The 19,500-nt window shown below is 45.9% G+C and carries 14 protein-coding genes, 1 tRNA gene and 1 pseudogene; 13 read left to right on the top strand and 3 right to left on the bottom strand.

Translation table 11 applies throughout. The annotated features are described in order from the left end of the window. Positions 1–472 precede the first annotated feature (472 nt). From ORJ01_RS15815 to rimI, 4 genes are all read left to right on the top strand, one after another. Positions 473–2,494, top strand: a complete 2,022-nt coding sequence (locus ORJ01_RS15815) for a S9 family peptidase (RefSeq protein ID WP_306178866.1) — start codon at positions 473–475, stop codon at positions 2,492–2,494. A gap of 136 nt (positions 2,495–2,630) precedes the next feature. Beyond that, positions 2,631–2,707, top strand: a tRNA-Trp gene (locus ORJ01_RS15810). Between the two features lie 9 nt (positions 2,708–2,716). Next, positions 2,717–3,070: a hypothetical protein gene (locus ORJ01_RS15805; protein WP_306178865.1), complete on the top strand. Its 354-nt coding sequence runs from the start codon at positions 2,717–2,719 to the stop codon at positions 3,068–3,070. After that, positions 3,063–3,512 carry a ribosomal protein S18-alanine N-acetyltransferase gene (gene rimI / locus ORJ01_RS15800; protein WP_306178864.1) on the top strand — a complete coding sequence of 150 codons (450 nt, stop codon included), beginning with the start codon at positions 3,063–3,065 and terminating at the stop codon, positions 3,510–3,512. Before ORJ01_RS15805 ends, rimI begins: the two co-directional genes overlap by 8 nt. 43 nt (positions 3,513–3,555) lie before the next feature. On the opposite strand, the pseudogene ORJ01_RS16235 reads toward rimI, so the two are convergent. Next, positions 3,556–3,849: pseudogene (locus ORJ01_RS16235) on the bottom strand (EAL domain-containing protein); the annotation flags it as partial. A 355-nt stretch (positions 3,850–4,204) separates the two neighbouring features. After that, positions 4,205–4,606, bottom strand: a complete 402-nt coding sequence (locus tag ORJ01_RS15795; protein ID WP_306178863.1) for a chemotaxis protein CheB — start codon at positions 4,604–4,606, stop codon at positions 4,205–4,207. A gap of 438 nt (positions 4,607–5,044) precedes the next feature. Between ORJ01_RS15795 and ORJ01_RS15790 the strand changes: the two genes are divergently transcribed. Genes ORJ01_RS15790 through leuD form a run of 9 tightly spaced genes read left to right on the top strand, consistent with a single transcriptional unit; the run spans position 5,045 to position 18,272 of the window. Beyond that, entirely contained in the window at positions 5,045–6,919 is a 1,875-nt protein-coding gene (locus ORJ01_RS15790; RefSeq protein ID WP_306178862.1) for a sigma 54-interacting transcriptional regulator, read from the top strand. A gap of 21 nt (positions 6,920–6,940) precedes the next feature. Next, entirely contained in the window at positions 6,941–9,526 is a 2,586-nt protein-coding gene (locus ORJ01_RS15785; protein WP_306178861.1) for a TonB-dependent receptor, read from the top strand. Positions 9,527–9,560: 34 nt separating this feature from the next. Continuing rightward, positions 9,561–10,763, top strand: a complete 1,203-nt coding sequence (locus ORJ01_RS15780) for a CaiB/BaiF CoA-transferase family protein (RefSeq protein WP_306178860.1) — start codon at positions 9,561–9,563, stop codon at positions 10,761–10,763. Next, a complete protein-coding gene (locus ORJ01_RS15775; protein ID WP_306178859.1) occupies positions 10,763–11,668 on the top strand; it encodes a hydroxymethylglutaryl-CoA lyase in 906 nt (301 codons plus the stop codon). Before ORJ01_RS15780 ends, ORJ01_RS15775 begins: the two co-directional genes overlap by 1 nt. Before the next feature lie 19 nt (positions 11,669–11,687). Next, positions 11,688–13,745 carry a hydantoinase/oxoprolinase family protein gene (locus ORJ01_RS15770; protein ID WP_306178858.1) on the top strand — a complete coding sequence of 686 codons (2,058 nt, stop codon included), beginning with the start codon at positions 11,688–11,690 and terminating at the stop codon, positions 13,743–13,745. 6 nt (positions 13,746–13,751) lie between these two features. Further along, entirely contained in the window at positions 13,752–15,620 is a 1,869-nt protein-coding gene (locus ORJ01_RS15765) for a hydantoinase B/oxoprolinase family protein (RefSeq protein WP_306178857.1), read from the top strand. Further along, positions 15,620–16,228, top strand: a complete 609-nt coding sequence (locus tag ORJ01_RS15760) for an isochorismatase family protein (protein ID WP_306178856.1) — start codon at positions 15,620–15,622, stop codon at positions 16,226–16,228. Before ORJ01_RS15765 ends, ORJ01_RS15760 begins: the two co-directional genes overlap by 1 nt. 28 nt (positions 16,229–16,256) lie before the next feature. Continuing rightward, positions 16,257–17,651, top strand: a complete 1,395-nt coding sequence (gene leuC, locus ORJ01_RS15755) for a 3-isopropylmalate dehydratase large subunit (RefSeq protein WP_306178855.1) — start codon at positions 16,257–16,259, stop codon at positions 17,649–17,651. Positions 17,652–17,663: 12 nt separating this feature from the next. Further along, a complete protein-coding gene (gene leuD, locus ORJ01_RS15750; RefSeq protein ID WP_306178854.1) occupies positions 17,664–18,272 on the top strand; it encodes a 3-isopropylmalate dehydratase small subunit in 609 nt (202 codons plus the stop codon). A 32-nt stretch (positions 18,273–18,304) separates the two neighbouring features. Here leuD and ORJ01_RS15745 read toward each other — a convergent pair whose 3' ends face one another. After that, positions 18,305–19,174: a DMT family transporter gene (locus ORJ01_RS15745; RefSeq protein WP_306178871.1), complete on the bottom strand. Its 870-nt coding sequence runs from the start codon at positions 19,172–19,174 to the stop codon at positions 18,305–18,307. Positions 19,175–19,500 lie beyond the last annotated feature (326 nt).

Here is a 19,500-nt window from a genome sequence, read left to right as displayed (position 1 = left end):
CGGTATGATTCATAAAGATAAGGCTGGATTACTTTGATTGCATTAATTAGAACAGAAAATCAGATGGAATGGTATAAAAGGCAATTAAAGCAGTTAGCTCTAATTGTTCCGAGTAACGAAGTATGCCGTTAGACAGATTTTTAATGTGACGTCACCATCATGCTCAAAACTCAAAACTCAAAACTCAAAACTCAAAACTCAAAACTCACCGTTTATACACCTTCCATCTTAACGTGTGTTCAGTACTGCCCAATCTCTGGGTTCGCTCTAATCACGCGTGCAGTATCACTGACAAAACGCTTCCAAGCAGTGAATCTTAATAATTTTTGCCGATAAATTTCCTGATAATTTAGTGAGATTGTTTTGGCTTTGTTCTGTCGTTATTCCATGTTGATTAACCGCAAAAGCTAATACAGCAAGGTCAGGGAGTTCTAGTATGGATAGTGTACTTCCTTAAATATGAGAATCGCTTATGCGTTTTGTTAAACCGTTCTGTAGTTTTTTACTTGTTTGCTCAGTAAGTTGGGGGGGGCAAGCTACCACTCCACTTGAGTACGATGATGTATTTGAAATTGAGTTTGTGTCTGATCCTCAACCCGATAGTAAAGGCGAAAAAATTGTTTTTGTGCGTAATTGGATGGATCGTCAAACAGACCGCCGGCGTTCTGTGTTGTGGTTAGCGGATGCAAAGGGCCAATTACAAGCGCTTACCCATTCTGCTCAGAGTGCTTCTTCACCACGTTGGTCACCTGATAACAGTAAGCTTGCCTATTTTGCTGATCAGCAAATCCATTTGTACTGGTTAGATAGCGGCCGCAATGTTCAACTAAGCCATCTTAACCATTCTCCTGCTAATCTAAGTTGGTCACCAGATGGACAATGGTTAGCCTTTACCATGTTCACCCCCGTGACTAAAGCACCTCCAGTAACCTTACCTGGTAAGCCAGCTAATGCCGAGTGGGCTAAAGCGCCTATTTATATCGATAATAAACAATATCGTGCTGATGGTGCCGGTTATTTACCAGCGGGTTTTACGCAGGTGTATTTAATTGCCGCGGACGGCGGTAGTGCTATTCAATTGACTGACGAAGAGTTTAACCATGGCAGCAGTTTAAGTTGGCATCCTGATGGTTCTGCTTTGTATTTATCGGCTAATCGGCATGCAGATTGGCAAACTGCGGTCTCTAATTCCGAACTATTTCGTTTAGATATTAAGACGAAACAATTAACGGCGTTAACCAATCGCTTTGGGCCAGATACGCAACCGCAAGTTTCTCCTGATGGTAAGAAGATTGCTTATTTAGGTTACGATGATCGCAAATTAGCTCATCAAGCTATGCGCTTATATGTAATGGATATTGATGGCAGCAATAGCAAGAATTTAACGGAAGACTTAGATCGAGGTATTGAAAGCTTCCAATGGCAAGCGAACAGTAAAGATCTGTATATTACTTACGATAGTGAGGGTAAAGGTTTATTAGCTGAGTTGTCTGGAAATGGCCGAGTAAAAGTATTAGCTGATGATTTAGGTGGATCTTCTTATAGTCGGCCTTATTCAGGTGGTCAATTTGCGGTTGCCAACAATGGTTTAGTGGCTTATACGCAAGCCAGTACCGCCCATCCTGCTGAGTTGGCGACATTACAACGCAATAAAAAACAGCAGCTAACTTCATTTAATCGTGATTTACTATTTAAACGCGACATAGGTAAGGTTGAAGAGTTTTGGTATGAATCATCTGTTGATAAACGTAAGCTGCAAGGCTGGATAATTTATCCGCCGGCTTTTGATGCCAGTAAAAAATATCCTTTGATCCTTGAGATCCATGGAGGCCCCCATACAGCTTATGGTCCTTACTTTACGATGGAGTTGCAATTATTGGCATCGCAGGGTTATGTCGTGCTTTACACCAACCCTCGCGGGAGTACGAGCTATGGTGAAGACTTCGCTAACTTGATACATCATAATTATCCCAGCCATGACTTTAATGATCTCATGGATGGTATTGATCAAGTGGTTGCTCGTGGTTTTATCGATGAACGCGAATTATTCGTTACGGGCGGCAGCGGTGGTGGTGTGCTAACGACATGGAGTATTGCTCATACTAAGCGTTTTGCTGCAGCGGTTGCGGTAAATCCGGTAATTAACTGGTATTCTTTTGTGTTAAATGCCGATATGTACAGTTACTTTAGCCAGTATTGGTTTCCTTCATTACCTTGGGAAGATCCTGAGCATTATCTAAAATATTCTCCTATTCAACATGTTGGCAAAGTCGAAACACCCACCATGCTATTAACTGGTGAATCTGATTTCCGTACCCCTATTTCTGAAACTGAGCAATATTATCAGGCATTACAGTTACGTGGTGTAGAAACGGCGATGGTGCGGATCCCTGGGGCATCGCATGCCATACATACACGGCCAAGTAACATGATGGCGAAACCCGCCTACATTATTTACTGGTTTGAAAAACATCGACAAAAAACCGCTAAATAGTGCGTATAAAGCCCAGTTTATTCTGGGCTTTATTTTATTTACTAAAAAGTGTATGTTTTCTATTCATTCAGGTGGGAGCATCATGTTTTTTACTTTACCTTTAGTCGGTTCTTTGTATAATGGCGACTCCAACGCTAGGGGCATAGTTCCAATTGGTAGAACAGCGGTCTCCAAAACCGATGGTTGGGGGTTCGAATCCCTCTGCCCCTGCCACTTCTTCTTATGACAATGTATTCTCAAACACATTTCACTTTATTAAAGCAGCTTGCTGTGGTGCCGCTGCAACCTAAATCTGAGTTTTATTCAGATTGTTCGCAATCGCGCTCAGCTGAAGCTACTGATGCGCGCCAGAGTGAATCTATAACCAATGTTGAGGCTAGCAAGCTGGATGTACTTGTAGCAGATATTGAATGTCTGTTGGCATCATTTGGCATCACAGACTGGCAAATAAACCCCAACGCTGTAGACATTCATTTCCAAGAGCAGCAATTAATTACCCCATCACTCGTGGCACTTAAACAACCCATGTTAAAGCGTCAGCTATGGTTATTGTTATCTGAGTATGTCGATGCCTGAGATCCGGCTACTAAGCCTTGAAGATTTGCCTACCTTAGTCAACATCGAGTTGGCAGCTAATTTATACCCTTGGACTGAAGGGGTATTTCGTTCTTGTTTTAATCAGCAATATTTTAATTATGGTGTTTTTCAACATGAACAGTTGCAAGGGTTTTATATTGGCCAATTTCTGGGGGTAGAAAGCCAATTATTTAATATTGCCGTTGCGCCGCAGGCGCAAGGTCAGGGTTTCGGTAAATTATTACTTGCACACTTTGTAGCACAGAGTACCGAACGTAATGCTTTAGATGCCTGGTTAGAGGTTCGTGCAACTAACCAACAGGCATTGCATCTTTATCAGCAAGCGGGTTTTATCGAAACAGGCCGCCGCAATAATTACTACGTTAGCGCGCAGGGCCGCGAAGATGCATTGCTGATGTGCTTACCCTTAGCTTTTAGTTAATTGCTACGGCTGCTTTTTAGCAGAGGTTATTGCTGCTATTTTGCTAAAAAGGGCAGGATATAACTGAATACTTTATTACGGTGCATTGGCTTATTGTAAAAAAACCTTGAGCTACAGTACATTGTTTGTTCAATAAATAACTCACCTGTATTTCGTTTTCAACGCACTCACAAATTACCGCTAAGTTAAGTGCTTGGATCAGGCTAATAATGCCATTTAAGATAACAAGATTGGCGGCATCTTGATGAAGAATATCGTCAATAAAGCTTTTATCTATTTTAATCACTTCAAATTGAAACTTCTTCAGGCTATAGATTGATGAGTAGCCTGTACCAAAATCATCTAAGACTCATTTCAAACCCAAACGTTTACATCTTTCTAAATTCTCAAAAATCATTTCATCTTTTTCAAAAATCGTGGTTTCGGTGACTTCGAGGTGTATTAATTCCAAGGTATTCGTAAATTTTTGGCACAGAATGGCAATTTGTTGATAAGTGTTATCATCTTTAATCTTAGTAGCCAATGTGGCTTTTAGCTCCACACTGAGTTGATTGAATGCTCGAAGATCGCAAAAAATGAGGTTACGCGAATTAACATATCTTTGAACAGTACTTTACTTTCGGTTTAGTGTTCGTCTAAATGCTCAAAATATTTTTTAGCGTTAATGATTTTTAAGGCTGTCATACAACGCCCTATGTGGCGTGTGATGGTTTTCTCTTTGAATCGGTTAAAATCCACTCTGTGCTGGCGTTGGAACTACTTTTGATGTTGCAGTTAGAAGGCGATATATAGAGTGTATTCGGACGAATATGATCGTTATTTTTCGGCTCTTTAATGGGCATGGTTGAGGTTTTCTCTAGTAGCTCGACCATCATGCTGCGATATGACGGCGATAAATGTTGAACTAAAACAAAACTCATGTCGCTGGTTTTTGGCAGGTGTGAAACAAGCTGCTGCAAAGCTTCTAAACCGCCAGCGCTAGCACCAATACCGACGACAGTTAACACTGTAGTATCTTGAGGCGATTTTTCATGCGTCTCTAATATGATGTTATCAGTAGGTTCTTGTTGGTTAGTCTTAATATTTTTTGGCATTAAGGCGACATATCCTGTCAAAGTGTAGCAAGAGGTAAATTAAGGCAAGCTTCATTTAAAGTATAGTAGATAAATATTAGATAACCGTGTTTTATTCCATTCCTGCTGTTTAAGTGGGCGGTTTAATTGAAATTGAAGATTAAACCCGCAGTGCAACCGCACTTGACCGCTTCAGTTTTTTAGTCAAATTTCCTGCTATACCCTTACCTCGTTTCAATTTGAAATGTTTTTTTCAATTAATTTCAGTTTGAAATCAATATTCGGTCAGTATTTGGCTATGCTGAATAAGAAATAGGTTAATCACTTCCCGCCACGCCTCAGCTGTACTGGGGCGTTTAAATTTTCATCAATTTGGCACAACTACTGCAATGTCTTAGGTATCTTTTATTAATTGCCCCAGACAGCGCGTTGATGATAGTGCCGTTCAAGGAGCAAACCGTGGGTATACAAAACGTGAAATCAAGCTTTACGTCTTTAGATCCGATTAAGGTCCTTATCTTTGGCTACAAAGAATTTAGCCAGTTGATGAGCAGTATCTTTCCTAAGACGTTAGCGCGTGCCCAATTTAAAATTGTGGATGAAATTGTCGGTAGTCTCAGTGGTGTGCAGCAATATATCGATGATTTCAATCCTGACGTGATTGTCAGTGCAGGGTCTAACGCGGCCTATTTAGCCTCAGCGCTCGTGTTACCTGTCGAGTCTATCCAAACTAGCGAGCGTGATATTGTCAATGCGGTAACTAAAGCCGCTAAAGTGTCTAAAAACATTGTACTGATTAATTTTGCTCAGCCATCGGTATCGGTTCCCTTGTTAGCTAAAACGCTTAATGTTGACATTACCGAGCATATTTACCGAACGGCTGATGAAGCGAGAGAATATTTTCATATTGCTCGCGCCCAATCAGACGTGGTGTTCGTTGGTGCCAGTTTGGTCTGTGGCTTGGCAGCGCAACATAAGATCCCTTCTTTTTTTCTCTATTCGGTGAGCTCTTGTGAAGCGGCGTTAAATCGAGCGCTCGAACGAGGCGAAGAATACCGTCGTCAGCGTGAGCAGCAAGCACTAACACATTGGTTATTAAATCAATCAAAAACACCGATTATTTGGGTTGATCCGGTGGATGAACGCGTAACTTTCAATCAAGCCGCAAAATCCCAGCTGCAATTAAGTGCTGATTATCATACCGATTTGTTGCCGTTGCTGAGCGCCGTTGAGAAAGACCCATCTGCAGATGGTGAATGCACGATTAATCAACGTGATTGGTGGTACCACCAAGATGATGTGTTTATTAATAACCGTCATTGTTATGTCTATCAGTTTTATCCGAAAAAAGCGGATAGCAACGCAAAGCCTGCTGCTTTTCGTGAAAGCCATCGGATGGTCTACCGCTCAGCGAAAATGGTTAATGTGATGTCACAGATCCAAGCCTTTGCTTATTCGCCGAGTAATGTATTGATTTTTGGTGAGTCGGGAACCGGTAAAGAACTCATCGCTCGCGCCATCCATCAGCATAGCCCCTTTGCTCAAGGACAGTTTGTTGCGTTGAACTGCAGCGCCATACCCTCCGAATTATTTGAAGGGGAGCTGTTTGGTTATCAGGATGGTGCTTATACCGGCTCTCGACGTGGTGGGCGCAAAGGTTTAATTGAAGAAGCAGACCGAGGGTTATTGTTTTTAGATGAAATTAGTGAGTTATCACTAGAGCAACAAGCCAAATTACTGCGCTTTATGCAAGAGCGACGATACCGGCCACTGGGCGGTAACCAAGAGCGAGATATCTCGCTAAAACTGGTCGCTGCGTCCAATCGCCCCTTAAAGCAAATGGTCGAAGCTGGGACCTTTCGTGAAGATCTCTATTTCCGTTTAAATGTGTTCAACATTGATGTGCCGCCGCTGCGCGATCGTCATGACGACATTCTATTAATCGCTGAATTTAAGCTGGCTAACTTGGCTCAGCAGTATGGTTTGGCTTTTTCTGCAGCACAAATTTTGCCTTTCATTGCACAGTTGCTTTGTGGATACACCTGGCCCGGCAACATTCGAGAACTTGAAAATGTGTTAGAGCGGGCGGTTGCTTGGTTGCATAGCCGAAACAGTTTAGACGGTTTAGCCTCAGCCATGCCTCAGATTGCCAATGAGTTATTTACCGCAGCGAAACCGACTGTTGATAGCTATGGCTTAATTAAACACACGGAAGACGACATGATTCGCGCTGCGTTGCAGCGTTTTAATGGTAACAAAAAACAGACCGCTGCATATCTTGGTATGAGTGCTACCACACTCTGGCGTAGGTTAAAGGCGTTTAATTATTCTTAAAACAATCCAGGAGAGTCACTTATGGAAATACGAACTACCAAAGTCGCACTTAGTGTTATGCTCGCCTTGTCCGTTTCTGCTAATTCAGCGTTAGTGAACGCGCAAGAGGCGGCAGCGGTAAAACAAAGCTCCGCCGCAGAAGACAATATTGAAGTAATCAGTATTTCCAGGAAACGACCTGAGAGTATTCAACAAGTTCCTATTGCTACTACCGCCTTATCTGAGCGCGATATCCAATCTGCCGGTATCAGCCGTACCAGTGATTTTATCTCGTTAATTCCCAACGTCAGTATTGTTGATTCTGCCAACGTTGGTGATACCCAAGTGAATATTCGCGGCATTATTTCAACGCGCGATGCTGAGTCAACCTTTGCTTATGTGGTGGATGGGGTATTACAAACTAACCCAAATAGCTTCAATGAATCCTTACTTGATGTGGCACAAATCGAAGTATTAAAAGGGCCACAAGGTGCATTGTATGGCCGAAATGCGGTGGCAGGCGCTATCTTAGTGACCACCAAACGCCCCTCTGATCTTACAGAAGGGAAAATGGAAGTCGGTGTCGGCAATAATGGCACCCAAAAAATAAATGGCATGCTAACCGGCGCTTTAGGCGAAGATTTATTTGGCCGGATGGTCGTTAGTCACAGCTCAACTGATGGCTTTTACCGTAATGACTTTACCGGTGCTAAATCGGTCGACTTTTTGGAAGACACGTCGGTTCGAGGCCGTTTAGTGTATGACGGTTTTGAAATGGTTAAATTGGATATGCGCGCCGCCTACAGCGAAGTAAAAGGGGGAGCCATCAATTTTAATGCGGCTTTTGCTTTACCCAGTTTTGAACAAGCCTTCGCCCAACCCGCTTATTTTAAAGACGTTAACGAGCAGGATTTTATTTTCGCTTTTAACGTACCGGGTGAAAATAAACAACAAACTACCGAATTTTCTGTTAAAGCCGATTGGAGCTTGGATTGGGCCGATGTGACAGCAATTGTCGCTTATAACGATCTAGAAGAATATTTACTCAGCGATGGCACCAGTGCCTCATTTTATGGTTATGAAGTGACACCAGGCTGTCAGTTAGATCGGCAAACGTTAAATAATGCGCCTGCAGCCTTAGGCGGTGCCGATCGTACCGATTTATTCGGCCCATTCTTTGCTCCGTTTGGCGTATTTCCAGCTGGTGTCGATTTTGTTGGGGTGTATGGGCCTTATACGCCCACCTCTTGTGATGGTTATCAGTTCCAAGAGCGCAGCCAAAGCGATTTTAGCGGTGAATTACGTTTCTCGTCTATTGATAATGAAGCCAGTTTACGTTGGATAGCTGGGGTGTATTTCGCCGAGATTAATCGTGATGTTGTTGTGGCTTATGGCGCAGATACCGGTAATGGCTTTTTACGCCAAGCCTATGTCGCGCCAACAGGGCCAAACCCGACCGATCTGTTATTCGATGACACCTTTGATACCTCTGTCTTGTCTGCTTTTGGTCAGATTGAATATGATCTGACTGATAAATGGGAGCTGGCGTTAGCCCTACGTTACGATCATGAAGCCCGTGATGTGTCGAATAATGTTCCGAATGTCAGTGCGTCCGGTTTAAACGTGAATACCTATGTCAACGGTGTAGTCGGCCCAATTAACCCGGCCTTTAATGTCAATCCAACTGGTATCCCGGATCGCAGCCGTTCTTTTAGTCAGTGGCAGCCTAAAGTGACTTTAGCCTATGAAGCATCATCTAACGTGAATTGGTATGCCAGCTATGGCATTGGTTTTCGCAGTGGCGGTTTTAACTCTATTGGTACGCAAGCAACCTTAGATTTCTGGTTCAACGCCTCGGGTTTAGGCACGCCGGGTGATGCGGTGGATGCGCAATTACTGGTTAGTGATGAATACGACAAAGAGGTGACTACCTCTTTAGAGCTGGGGGTGAAATCGAGCTGGCTGGATCGTCGTTTAAAAATTAACGCTGCAGTATTTGATACCACCGTGGATGATAACCAGTTCTTTGAATTTTTTGCAGGGCCTTTTGGCTTACTGCGTGCGGTCACTACCATTGATGAACTCGCCATTCGTGGTGTTGAGTTCGATGTGAATTATCGGATGACGGATGACATCACCTTATTTGGCGGTGTTGGGTTAATTGATTCCGAAATTAAAGAAAACCGTAATCGTCCGGTCACCATTGGTAATGTTGCACCACAAACACCAGAGCAATCTGCCACTTTCGGGATGTTATGGGAACATGAATTAACCCGCGATGTGTTAATGACGACCCGTTTAGATTATCAATATGTCGGTAAAACCTATTTCCACACTTTACAGGGTGAACAAACCCCTACCATTTGGGATTTCTTTGGCACCTTAGGCGGTGGCGTACCACCAGGACCGCATCCACAGAACTTTAGTAATGCAACCCGAGATGCTTACAGCACGATTAATGCTCGAGTGAGCTTTGATACAGGTAACTGGAATTTAGCGGTTTGGGCAACCAACTTAACCGATGAAAAATACCTGCAAGAGGTGATCCCAGCACCAGAGTTCGGTGGTTCTTTCTTACATCCGTCAGCATTACGTGCCTATGGTATGGATATTTCTTACCGCTTCTAAAGTGGTTCAGGCTTAATTTAGACAAGGTTGTAGTATGAAAAATAAACCGTTAGCAGGGATCCGCATTATTGACCTGACGCACATGCTGTCCGGTCCTTACTGCGGCATGATATTAGCGGATTTAGGCGCCGACACCATTAAGGTAGAGCCGTTACAGGGCGAAGGCACACGTAAGTTATTAGCCAACGATCCTGAAAATTCGCTTAGTGGTATGGGTGCTTATTTCTTAACGCTTAATCGCAACAAAGAAAGTGTCTGTATCGACTTAAAATCAGCGCAAGGTCTGCAAGTATTTTACGATTTAGTCAAAGAAGCCGATGTTGTTTTAAATAACTTTGGCGCGGGTGTACCAAAACGCTTAGGTATTGATTACGAACATTTAAAAGCGGTTAACCCACGCATTATTACCTGCTCGATCACTGGCTTTGGCAACGCCGGGCCGAATTATCAACGACCGGCTTTTGATCAAGTTGCGCAAGCGACGGGCGGTGGTATGTCGATCACAGGCGCTGATCCGAGTCACCCTGTGCGAGCCGGTATTCCGATTGGTGATCTTGGTGGCGGTATGTTCGCCGTGATGGGTATTCAATCGGCCTTACTGGAGCGTGAACGCAGTGGTATCGGGCAAGATGTTGATATTTCAATGCTCGATTGCCAAATATCGATGCTTAATTATATGGCCACCATGTACTTCCTTTCGGGTAAAGATCCTTACCCAATTGGTAATTCACACTTTGTGCATGTGCCTTATAACACCTTTAAAGTGGCAGACGGTTTTATTGTCATCGCCGTGATCACGGATAACTTCTGGCAGAACCTAAAAGGGGTGGTGCAGATCCCCGAACTGGATAAGCCGGAGTTTGATACTCAACCTGGCCGCTGGGCGGCACAGGATTTCATTAATAGCCAATTAAATCAGTTATTAGCGACACAACCCGCCCAATTTTGGTTAGATAAACTGATGGCTGCACGTATTCCTTGTGCGCCGGTTAATAAGTTCTCGCAAGCATTGAGCGATGAACAGGTGTTATTCCGCAATATGGTGGTGGAGCTGAAAACGGCTGATGGCAAAACCACTAAAGGGCCGGGTAACCCAATTAAGTTCTCGCGCACCGGCGAAGAGTCTTTCTCAGCCGCCCCAGCCTTGGGAGAGCATACTCATTCGGTACTGACTCGCTTGCTGGGGTATTCCGAAGCACAAATCGACGCATTACGTGCGGCTAAGGTGATCAGCTGATGTCAAACAAACACGTCACGATCAACGATGTTGGCCCTCGAGATGGCTTACAAAATCAAGTTAAGCATTTAACTGTGGAGCAGCGATTACAACTTATCAACGCCTTAGTTAACGCTAAAGTACCAGCGATTGAAGTGGGTGCTTTAGTCTCCCCCAAAGCCGTACCCGCTATGGCCGGCACCGATGGCATCATTAGCCAGTTACCATCGGCTAACTGTGACTTTTCGGCGTTAATTCCCAATCGGCGGGGCTATGACAATGGTCATACCTTAGGGATCCCGATGATGTCGTTGGTGCTTGCGGCATCTAACACTATGAATGAAAAAAATATTCGAATGAATACCGCAGCCATTCTTGATGTGAGTCGCGAAGTATTACAACAAGCGAAACAAGATAAGCAAGCGGTACAGGCATATGTTGCCACGGCATGGGGGTGTCCGTTTGAGGGTGACGTAGCAGCAGACGCGGTGCTGCAACTGTGTGAAGAGTTACTCACTGCCGGTGCCGCTCGTTGTGTGATTGCCGACACCATTGGCGCGGCCAATCCTGAGGCGGTATTTAGCGTGATGACAAAATTAGTCAGTGCTTTTGGTGCTGACAAACTGTCTTGTCATTTCCACGATACCCGCGCCATGGGGCTGGCCAATGTTTATGCCGCGCTACAAACCGGCATTCGGCATTTTGACAGCTCAATCGCCGGTTTAGGTGGCTGCCCGTTTGCACCAGGTGCCAGCGGTAATGTGGCTACGGAAGACGTGGTGATGATGTTGTCACAGATGGGTTATGAAACAGGAATTGAGATGCCTGCTCTGTTAGCCGCAGCTGATTTAGCTATCGCGCTGACCGGAACCGCCAAAGGCGGCAAGGCAAAATACTGGCTAGAACAACAATATGCTCGCAGTTAGCGGCGCGGTGGGAGGAACAATGAGTTATCGATTAGGTGTAGATGTGGGCGGTACTTTTACCGACTTACTGTTAATCAACGAAGATACCGGTGAAACCTTTACGGCAAAAGTCCCTTCAACGCCGCAAGACTCTTCCATTGGAGTGTTAAACGGCATTGCGCGGATCTGCGAAGAATCGGGTGTTGATGTTACAAAGATTTCCCGAGTGATGCACGGTACGACGGTGGCGACCAACGCCGTATTAACGGGTAAAGGTTCAAAGGTCGCCTTGGTGACCACTAAAGGTTACAAACAGGTCTTGCAAGTCGCCCGTTCGTTTTGCCCGGGTGGCTTAGGAGGTTGGGTTAGTTACATTAAAAAGCCATTGCTCGCGCCACTGGAGCTTACGATTGAAGCCGATGAGCGCATTGGCGCTGATGGCTCGATTGTTAGCCCCTTGCACGTTGATGCGTTTCGCGCGTCGTTACTACAACTGAAAAAACGCGGCGGTTTTGCGGCGCTGACCATTTGTTTTATTAACTCTTATGTTAACGGTGAGCATGAACGGCAAGCTAAACAAATTGCCGCGGAAATATTCCCCGATATGCCGATTTCTATTTCATCTGATATTGTGCCAGAAATGCAGGAATATGAGCGCACACAAACCACAGTTGTTAACAGCTATGTCCGTCCTGAAGTCGCGCGTTATGTTGATAATTTACAGCAGGCGCTCGTGGACAAAATGGGCGCCGATGTGCATTTGTCTATTCTGCGCTCAGATGGCGGTTTGGCTTCTGCACGAGCGGCAGCCGATAACCCGGTAAACCTGTTAATGTCTGGCCCTGCGGGCGGTGTGGCTGGCGCGATCCACTTCTGTAAAGAAGCTGGTCATAACAACATTCTTACCTTTGATATGGGTGGGACATCCACCGATGTGGCGCTTATCCAAGACGCGAAAGCACGGATCCGTCGTGAAACACGGGTGGGTGATGTCACGGTGAGAGCACCCTCTATCGATATTCGTACCGTGGGTGCCGGTGGCGGTTCACTGGCCTTTGTACCCGAGCTGACCAAAGCGTTACGGGTAGGTCCTGAATCTGCAGGTGCGGTGCCAGGCCCTGCTGCTTATATGAAAGGCGGCGAAGAGCCTACAGTGTGTGATGCCAATGTGGTACTCGGTTATTTACCTGCTGATGTGCAACTGGGCGGTAAAATGGCGATCAATAAAGCTGCTGCCGTAGCAGCCGTGAAAAAAGTGGCGGACGCCATGGGCTTAACGGTTGAAGAGGCGGCTGAAGGTATTGTGAAGATCGTTAATGAGGCCATGTTTGGCGCGCTGCGCTTAGTCTCGGTTGAGCAAGGCTTCGATCCGCGTGATTTTGCATTGGTCGGTTTTGGTGGTGCAGGCCCGCTACATGCCAATGCCTTGGGTATCTTAAGCCAAGCTTGGCCAACGATTATTCCACCCGGGCCAGGTGTGTTATGTGCCTATGGTGATGCCACCACGCAAGTACGAGATGAAGCCTCTCGTACCTACGTAACCTTACTTAAAAATGTTGACGAAGCGCAATTTAAGGCGGATCTGCAAGATTTAGCCAGTCGTGCTAAAGCCACCTTGCAACAAGACGGCTTAGACAGTGAGGCGATTACGCTGACCTATCAAGCCGATGTGCGCTATACCGGCCAAGCATTCCAGTTGTCAATTGAGTTTAGCGAAGCGCAGTTAGCGCAACACGGCACGGCATTATTAAAATCGCAGTTCGATGCCGAGCATACGCAGTTATTTACCTTTGCCTTAGAGGATGGTCATGAGGTCGTGATGATCCGAGCGGTTGCGACCGCGAAAAACAAGCGGGTACCGGTGCGTAAAGCAGGTTCACCTGATGCGAGCTTAGCGGATTGTAAAATCACTGACAGCGAAATCTATTTTGAAGGTCGCTATCACCCGACACCGATATACGCTCGTGAAAAACTGCATAGCCAACTCGTGGTTGATGGCCCAGCGATTGTTTGTGAAATGGATTCGACCACGGTGGTATTACCGGGGTATCGCGCCAGTGTTGACCATGTCGGCAATTTGCTGATCAATCCCGCTTAGGAGCTCATGATGAATAACAAAATTAAACAAACGAATCATACCCCGTTGCAGCGCGTCGACATTGATACGGTAACGGTTGATATTATTGAAAATGCGCTGAAAAATGCCCGCGAAGAAATGGACACTGTGTTATTTCGCACCGCGATGAGCCCTGGTATTCGTGAGCAGGGTGACTGCTTTCCGATGATCGCCAACAAAGACGGCAAAATGGTGGTAGGGCAGTTTGGCTCCTTTATCCACGGTTTTATGCAAGCTTTTAAAGGTGAGCTGGAAGAAGGCGACGTGATTTTAACTAATGACCCTTATATGACTAATGCGGCGGTGTCGCATTTACCTGATTGGATTGTGTTGGTGCCGATCTTCAAAGACGGTCGACACATTGCGTGGTCAGCAATGTTTGGTCATATGTCGGATAACGGCGGTATGGTGCCGGGGTCGATCCCCATCAAAGCGCACAGTATCTTTCAAGAAGGTATTCGTATTCCGCCAACCAAGCTGTATAAAAAAGGCGAGCTACAACAAGATGTGTTAGAGCTGATTTTACATAATGTGCGCACTCCACAGTGGAACCGCTTTGACTTAAACGCGCTGGTTGCTGCCTGTAAAACTGCCGCGCGGCGTTGCAAAGATATTGCCGAGCGTTTTGGTGATGATGTGTTTTACTCCACCATGGAAATTATGCTGGAGCGTAATCATATCGCGATGCAAGCGATCATCAATATGATCGTGCCAGAAGAGCCGCGGGTATTTGAAGATTACCTCTGTGATGACGGTGTGGGCATGGGGCCTTATAAAATCCGCTGCAAAATGTGGCGTGAGAACGGCAGAGCTTTTTTTGATTTTACCGGCACCGATCCACAAGCGGCTAGCTCGATAAACTTTTATTTAAACGAAGACATGTTCAAGATGTTCTTTGGTTCTTTCACCATTAACTTAGTCGATCCACAAATACTGTTCAACGACGGCTTTTATGATTTAGTTGATGTATTTATTCCCCAAGGCAGCTTATTAAAACCGAACTTTCCGGCGGCATTATCAGGGCGTACGCATGCTTTAGGTCGGATCTTTGATGTGATGGGCGGTTTACTCGGCCAAAGTGCGCCTGACGCGATGAACGCTGCCGGTTTTTCTGATTCGCCGCATTTATTCTATTCAGGCTATGACGATAAAGGTGAATGGTTTCAGTTATTCCAAATCGGTTTCGGCGGAATTCCGGGGCGTCCGGTGGGGGATGGGCCAGATGGCCATTCACTGTGGCCTGGCTTCACCAACGTGCCTAATGAATTTATCGAAGCCTACTTTCCATTAAGAGTTGAACGCTATGAAACTATCGCCGACTCAGGTGGTGCCGGTATGCACCGCGGTGGCAACGGTTTAAGTGTGGCCTATCGTTTCTTGTGTGATGGCACTATCGCTATCCATGATGATCGTTGGTTAACCTATCCATGGGGTGTCAGTGGCGGTGAGCCAGGGCAACGTTCGACTAAGCGTTTAGTCAGAGCTGACGGCACTCAAACTTACCTGCCAGCCAAGTGTGACGATATCGAAGTGAAAAAAGATGATTTATTATATTTCGATACTTGGGGCGGTGGCGGCTGGGGAGACCCATTCAAGCGCGATCCGGCTTTGGTGTTGCAAGATGTGCACTGCGGTCTGGTTACTACTGAAGGCGCACGCCGTTATGGCGTGGTTATTGTGGATGATGCGGTTGATCAAGCGGCCACAACAGCGTTACGCCAAACGCTAAGCACTGCACGCGGCAAGCCCGAGTTGTTTAATTTTGGCGGTACCATTGAAGAAATCAAAGCACGATGTGAAGCCGAAACACATCTGCCCGCGCCGGTTACGCCTAAATTTAGAACGGCGTCTTCTTAATGCTCCAGCCCGGTGATCTTGCTACTGGGACGGTGCCCTTTGGGCATCGCCCAGCACTTATCGTGGTCGACATGAGTTATGGTTTTACCTCTGTTGAAAGCCCTCTTGGTGGGGCCTTTGATAGTCAAGTTGACGCGATGGCGCAATTGGCCTCTTGCTTTCGGCAGCGTGGTTGGCCAATTTATTTCTCGACGGTGGTTTATCATGATGAGCATACCTCTAGCGTGTTTCGCCAGCATCTGCCGGTTCTGAATATGTTGCGACCTGATACGCATTGGGTGCAAATCGATCAGCGTTTGGCGGTGCAGCCACATGAGGTCATTGTAGAGAAAACGGTGCCAAGTGCTTTTTTTAATACTGGTTTAGCTGAGTTACTTGCCGCAGCGGCAGTCGATTCCGTGGTGATTGGTGGTTTAACCACCAGCGGTTGTGTGCGTGCCACTGTGGTAGATGCTTTGCAATACAACTTCCCTACATGGGTGATTCCTGAAACTTGTGGTGAGCGTAACTTGCAAGCTCACGCAGCGAATTTGCACGATATGGCAGCGAAGTACGCCGAAGTGGTGGCATTGCCGCAAGCGCTGGCGCGACTTGCAGCGCTGAAATAATAAGTCATCTTTAACGCCTGAGGTAAGCATGGCAAAAACCCTATACGACAAATTATGGGATGCACATTTTGTAACCGAGATCGATGGCGATGGCTTGCTCTATATTGATCGACATTTAGCGCATGAAGTGACTTCCCCGCAGGCTTTTGCTGGGCTGCGGCAACACGGCCGTAAAGTACGTTGTCCAGAAAAAACCATCGCGACGATGGACCATAGCATTTCTACTCGTTCATTTGATATGGATGCTTGCGGCCCACAAAATGCTTTGCAGTTAAAAACCTTAGTTAAAAACTGCAATGAAAACAATATTATGCTTTTCCCTGTCGGAGACAGTCGCCAAGGTATTGTGCACGTGATGGGGCCAGAGCAGGGGCTAATTTGGCCCGGGATGACGGTAGTGTGTGGCGACTCACATACCGCAACCCACGGTGCCTTGGGTACTTTAGCTTTTGGTATTGGTACCTCTGATGTGGAACATGTTTTTGCGACACAAACTTTACGGCAATCTAAGGCTAAAAATTTACGTGTAGAGCTAAGCGGTAAGTTAGCTGCAGGCGTGTCGGCCAAAGATATTATCTTAGCGGTGATTGCGACATTAACCAGTGCTGGCGCGACGGGCTATGTTATTGAGTATGCTGGTGATACTTTGCAGCATTTATCGATGGCGGCGCGTATGACCATTTGTAATATGAGTATTGAAGCTGGCGCTAAGGCCGGCATGATGGCTCCGGATCAAGTGACCTTTGATTACTTGCGTGATAAGCCCTTTGCCCCAAAAGGTGACGCTTGGCAACAAGCACTCGACTACTGGCAAACGCTTTACAGTGACGCGGATGCCCACTTTGATAAAACGATTCGCATAGATGTTGCCACTTTAGCCCCGCAGGTGACTTGGGGCACAAATCCTGGTCAAGTGATGGCCATAGACGGTGCTGTGCCGGATCCCGCCAGCTTTGATGATGCTAAACAACGTGCAACAGCGAGCAGTGCTTTAAATTATGTTGGGCTTGAACACGGCATGCGTGCTGGTGATATTGCTATTTCACACGTGTTTATTGGCTCTTGTACCAACAGCCGCATTGAAGATTTACGCGAAGCCGCTGCGATCGCTGCGAAAGGCCATGTTGCCCCAACCGTTAAAGCGATTGTGGTCCCGGGCTCGATGGCGGTAAAAAAACAAGCTGAAGCAGAGGGCTTACATCAAATCTTTTTAAACGCCGGTTTTGAATGGCGCCTCCCCGGTTGTTCAATGTGTTTAGGCATGAATGACGACACTTTGCAGCCTCATGATCGCTGCGCTTCAACTAGCAATCGTAACTTTGAGGGGCGGCAAGGGCGAGGCTCTTTTACGCATCTCGTCAGCCCTGCTACTGCAGCGGCATCGGCACTAACCGGCACATTATGTGACGTTCGTACTTTATAGGAGCACAGGCATATGCGCGGTTTTACTTCGCTGTCGGCGCAAGCTGTTAGCTTATTACAAGACAATATCGATACCGATCAATTGTTACCTAAGCAATTTTTAAATGCGATTGACCGTATCGGGTTTGGTCAACATTTATTTCATGATTGGCGTTATTTAGACGATAAGGAAGCAGTGTTAAATCCTGATTTTGTGCTCAATAAACCTGAGCATCAAGGTGCTGAGATTTTACTAAGTGGTGCTAATTTCGGCTGTGGTTCTAGCCGAGAGCATGCTCCATGGGCATTGGCCGATTATGGTTTTAAAGTGATCATTGCTGAAAGTTTTGCCGACATCTTTTACGCCAATTGTGTAAATAATCAGATGTTATTAATTACCTTGCCGGCAGAGCAGATCAAAAAACTCAGTGACATCATTGCCACTAAACCGAATAGCTTGTTTCATATCGATCTTGAGCGAGAATTACTCACGGTAGCGGCTATTGGCATTGGTTTTTCAATTGAGCCGCGGGTGAAACAAAACTTACTGCTCGGGTTAGATCGGATCGGTTTAACCTTAACGGTGCAAGATGCGATCAGCGCTTATGAAAAGCGGATCCCCGGTTTTATGCGCGGTGAGTAATGGCAATACGGATGCTGTTGCGGTGTGCTGGTTTAAGCCCAAATCACTGCAACGGCAGCAATCAAAATCAGCACTAAACCACTGTGATCACTAATGCGCAGTTTTTCTTTAAAAAACAAGCTCGAAATCAGCAGCATAAACAATACCTCTACCTGCCCTAATGTTTTTACCAGCGCCACTGATTCTAAACTAAAGGCGGTAAACCAGCCCAAAGAGCCGAAAAAACTGCTAAAACTAACCAGCAATGTCAGTTTTGGACGGTGCCATAACACACTTAAGGTTGCCGGTTCGCGCAGCAGTAAATAGCTAAACATGATGGTACTTTGTAGCAAAATCACCGCAGCCAGTACCCAGGCTGCACCGTGCAAAAAGGGTAGGCCCATTTGCAAGCTGGCTTGACGTACCCACAACGAGCCTAACGAAAACGATAAACCACTGCCCAACCCTAGCAACATCACGGGCCAAGAAAATTGTCGCAAACTGGCACCACTGAGTAAAAAAATGGCTATCGCGCCGAGCATCACTCCAGCCCAACCTAACACACTAAGTGATTCATTAAAAAAGGCTACGCCCAGTAAGGCAGCGATGACCGCTTCACTTTTGGCTAAGCCCGCACCGATGGCATAATTACGCAGTTTAAATAAGGTCACCATAAAGACGGTGGCGATAATTTGCGTTAAAGCCGCGCCACTAATAAACAAGAAAAAATTAGCATTAAAAACGGGGATTGCCGCAGGCTGCCAGTAATACAATAAGCCCAAATAACCCAGCACTAACGGGGATGCCCAAAGAAAGCGCGCCATGGTAACACCGGCAATACTGACGTCTTTACTCAGTTGTTTTTGAAAGGCGTTGCGACAGGCTTGCATTAATGCGGCTAACAGAGCAAAAGGGATCCACAGCACAGCATTTACCCGCAAAATAACAGATGATTTATCTTAACAGTTAGCCACCCATTCACAAAGCTGCAAGCCTGATTATGCCTGATTTTGTTTGTTTAACGCTGTGGCAATAAAGCCGAGTGCTTGTTTTCTTTCATGGGCAACGTTTTCGTTTTTTTGCAGCTTGCAGCGCTTGTTTAGCCATACCAGACCCTATGATGAAAAGCATTGATTGTTTAAAGCGTCAGGATCAGCGAAAATAGCCACCAATGATGTTAAACATAATGGATCTAGCAAACGAAGGGCTCTACTGCGGGCTCTGCAATTATTTGTCGAAATCCATGCAG

Source organism: Alishewanella sp. SMS8, assembly GCF_030737935.1.
Taxonomy (GTDB): Bacteria; Pseudomonadota; Gammaproteobacteria; order Enterobacterales; family Alteromonadaceae; genus Alishewanella; species Alishewanella maricola.
This window is presented reverse-complemented; position numbering and strand designations above follow the sequence as displayed.

Coding starts and splice junctions, on each gene's coding strand:
- ORJ01_RS15760 (WP_306178856.1), top strand. CDS start 15,620: ATGCTCCAGCCCGGTGATCTTGCTACTGGGACGGTGCCCTTTGGGCAT.
- ORJ01_RS15795 (WP_306178863.1), bottom strand. CDS start 4,606: ATGCCAAAAAATATTAAGACTAACCAACAAGAACCTACTGATAACATC.
- rimI (WP_306178864.1), top strand. CDS start 3,063: ATGCCTGAGATCCGGCTACTAAGCCTTGAAGATTTGCCTACCTTAGTC.
- ORJ01_RS15785 (WP_306178861.1), top strand. CDS start 6,941: ATGGAAATACGAACTACCAAAGTCGCACTTAGTGTTATGCTCGCCTTG.
- ORJ01_RS15805 (WP_306178865.1), top strand. CDS start 2,717: ATGACAATGTATTCTCAAACACATTTCACTTTATTAAAGCAGCTTGCT.
- ORJ01_RS15770 (WP_306178858.1), top strand. CDS start 11,688: ATGAGTTATCGATTAGGTGTAGATGTGGGCGGTACTTTTACCGACTTA.
- leuD (WP_306178854.1), top strand. CDS start 17,664: ATGCGCGGTTTTACTTCGCTGTCGGCGCAAGCTGTTAGCTTATTACAA.
- ORJ01_RS15775 (WP_306178859.1), top strand. CDS start 10,763: ATGTCAAACAAACACGTCACGATCAACGATGTTGGCCCTCGAGATGGC.
- ORJ01_RS15780 (WP_306178860.1), top strand. CDS start 9,561: ATGAAAAATAAACCGTTAGCAGGGATCCGCATTATTGACCTGACGCAC.
- ORJ01_RS15815 (WP_306178866.1), top strand. CDS start 473: ATGCGTTTTGTTAAACCGTTCTGTAGTTTTTTACTTGTTTGCTCAGTA.
- ORJ01_RS15765 (WP_306178857.1), top strand. CDS start 13,752: ATGATGAATAACAAAATTAAACAAACGAATCATACCCCGTTGCAGCGC.
- leuC (WP_306178855.1), top strand. CDS start 16,257: ATGGCAAAAACCCTATACGACAAATTATGGGATGCACATTTTGTAACC.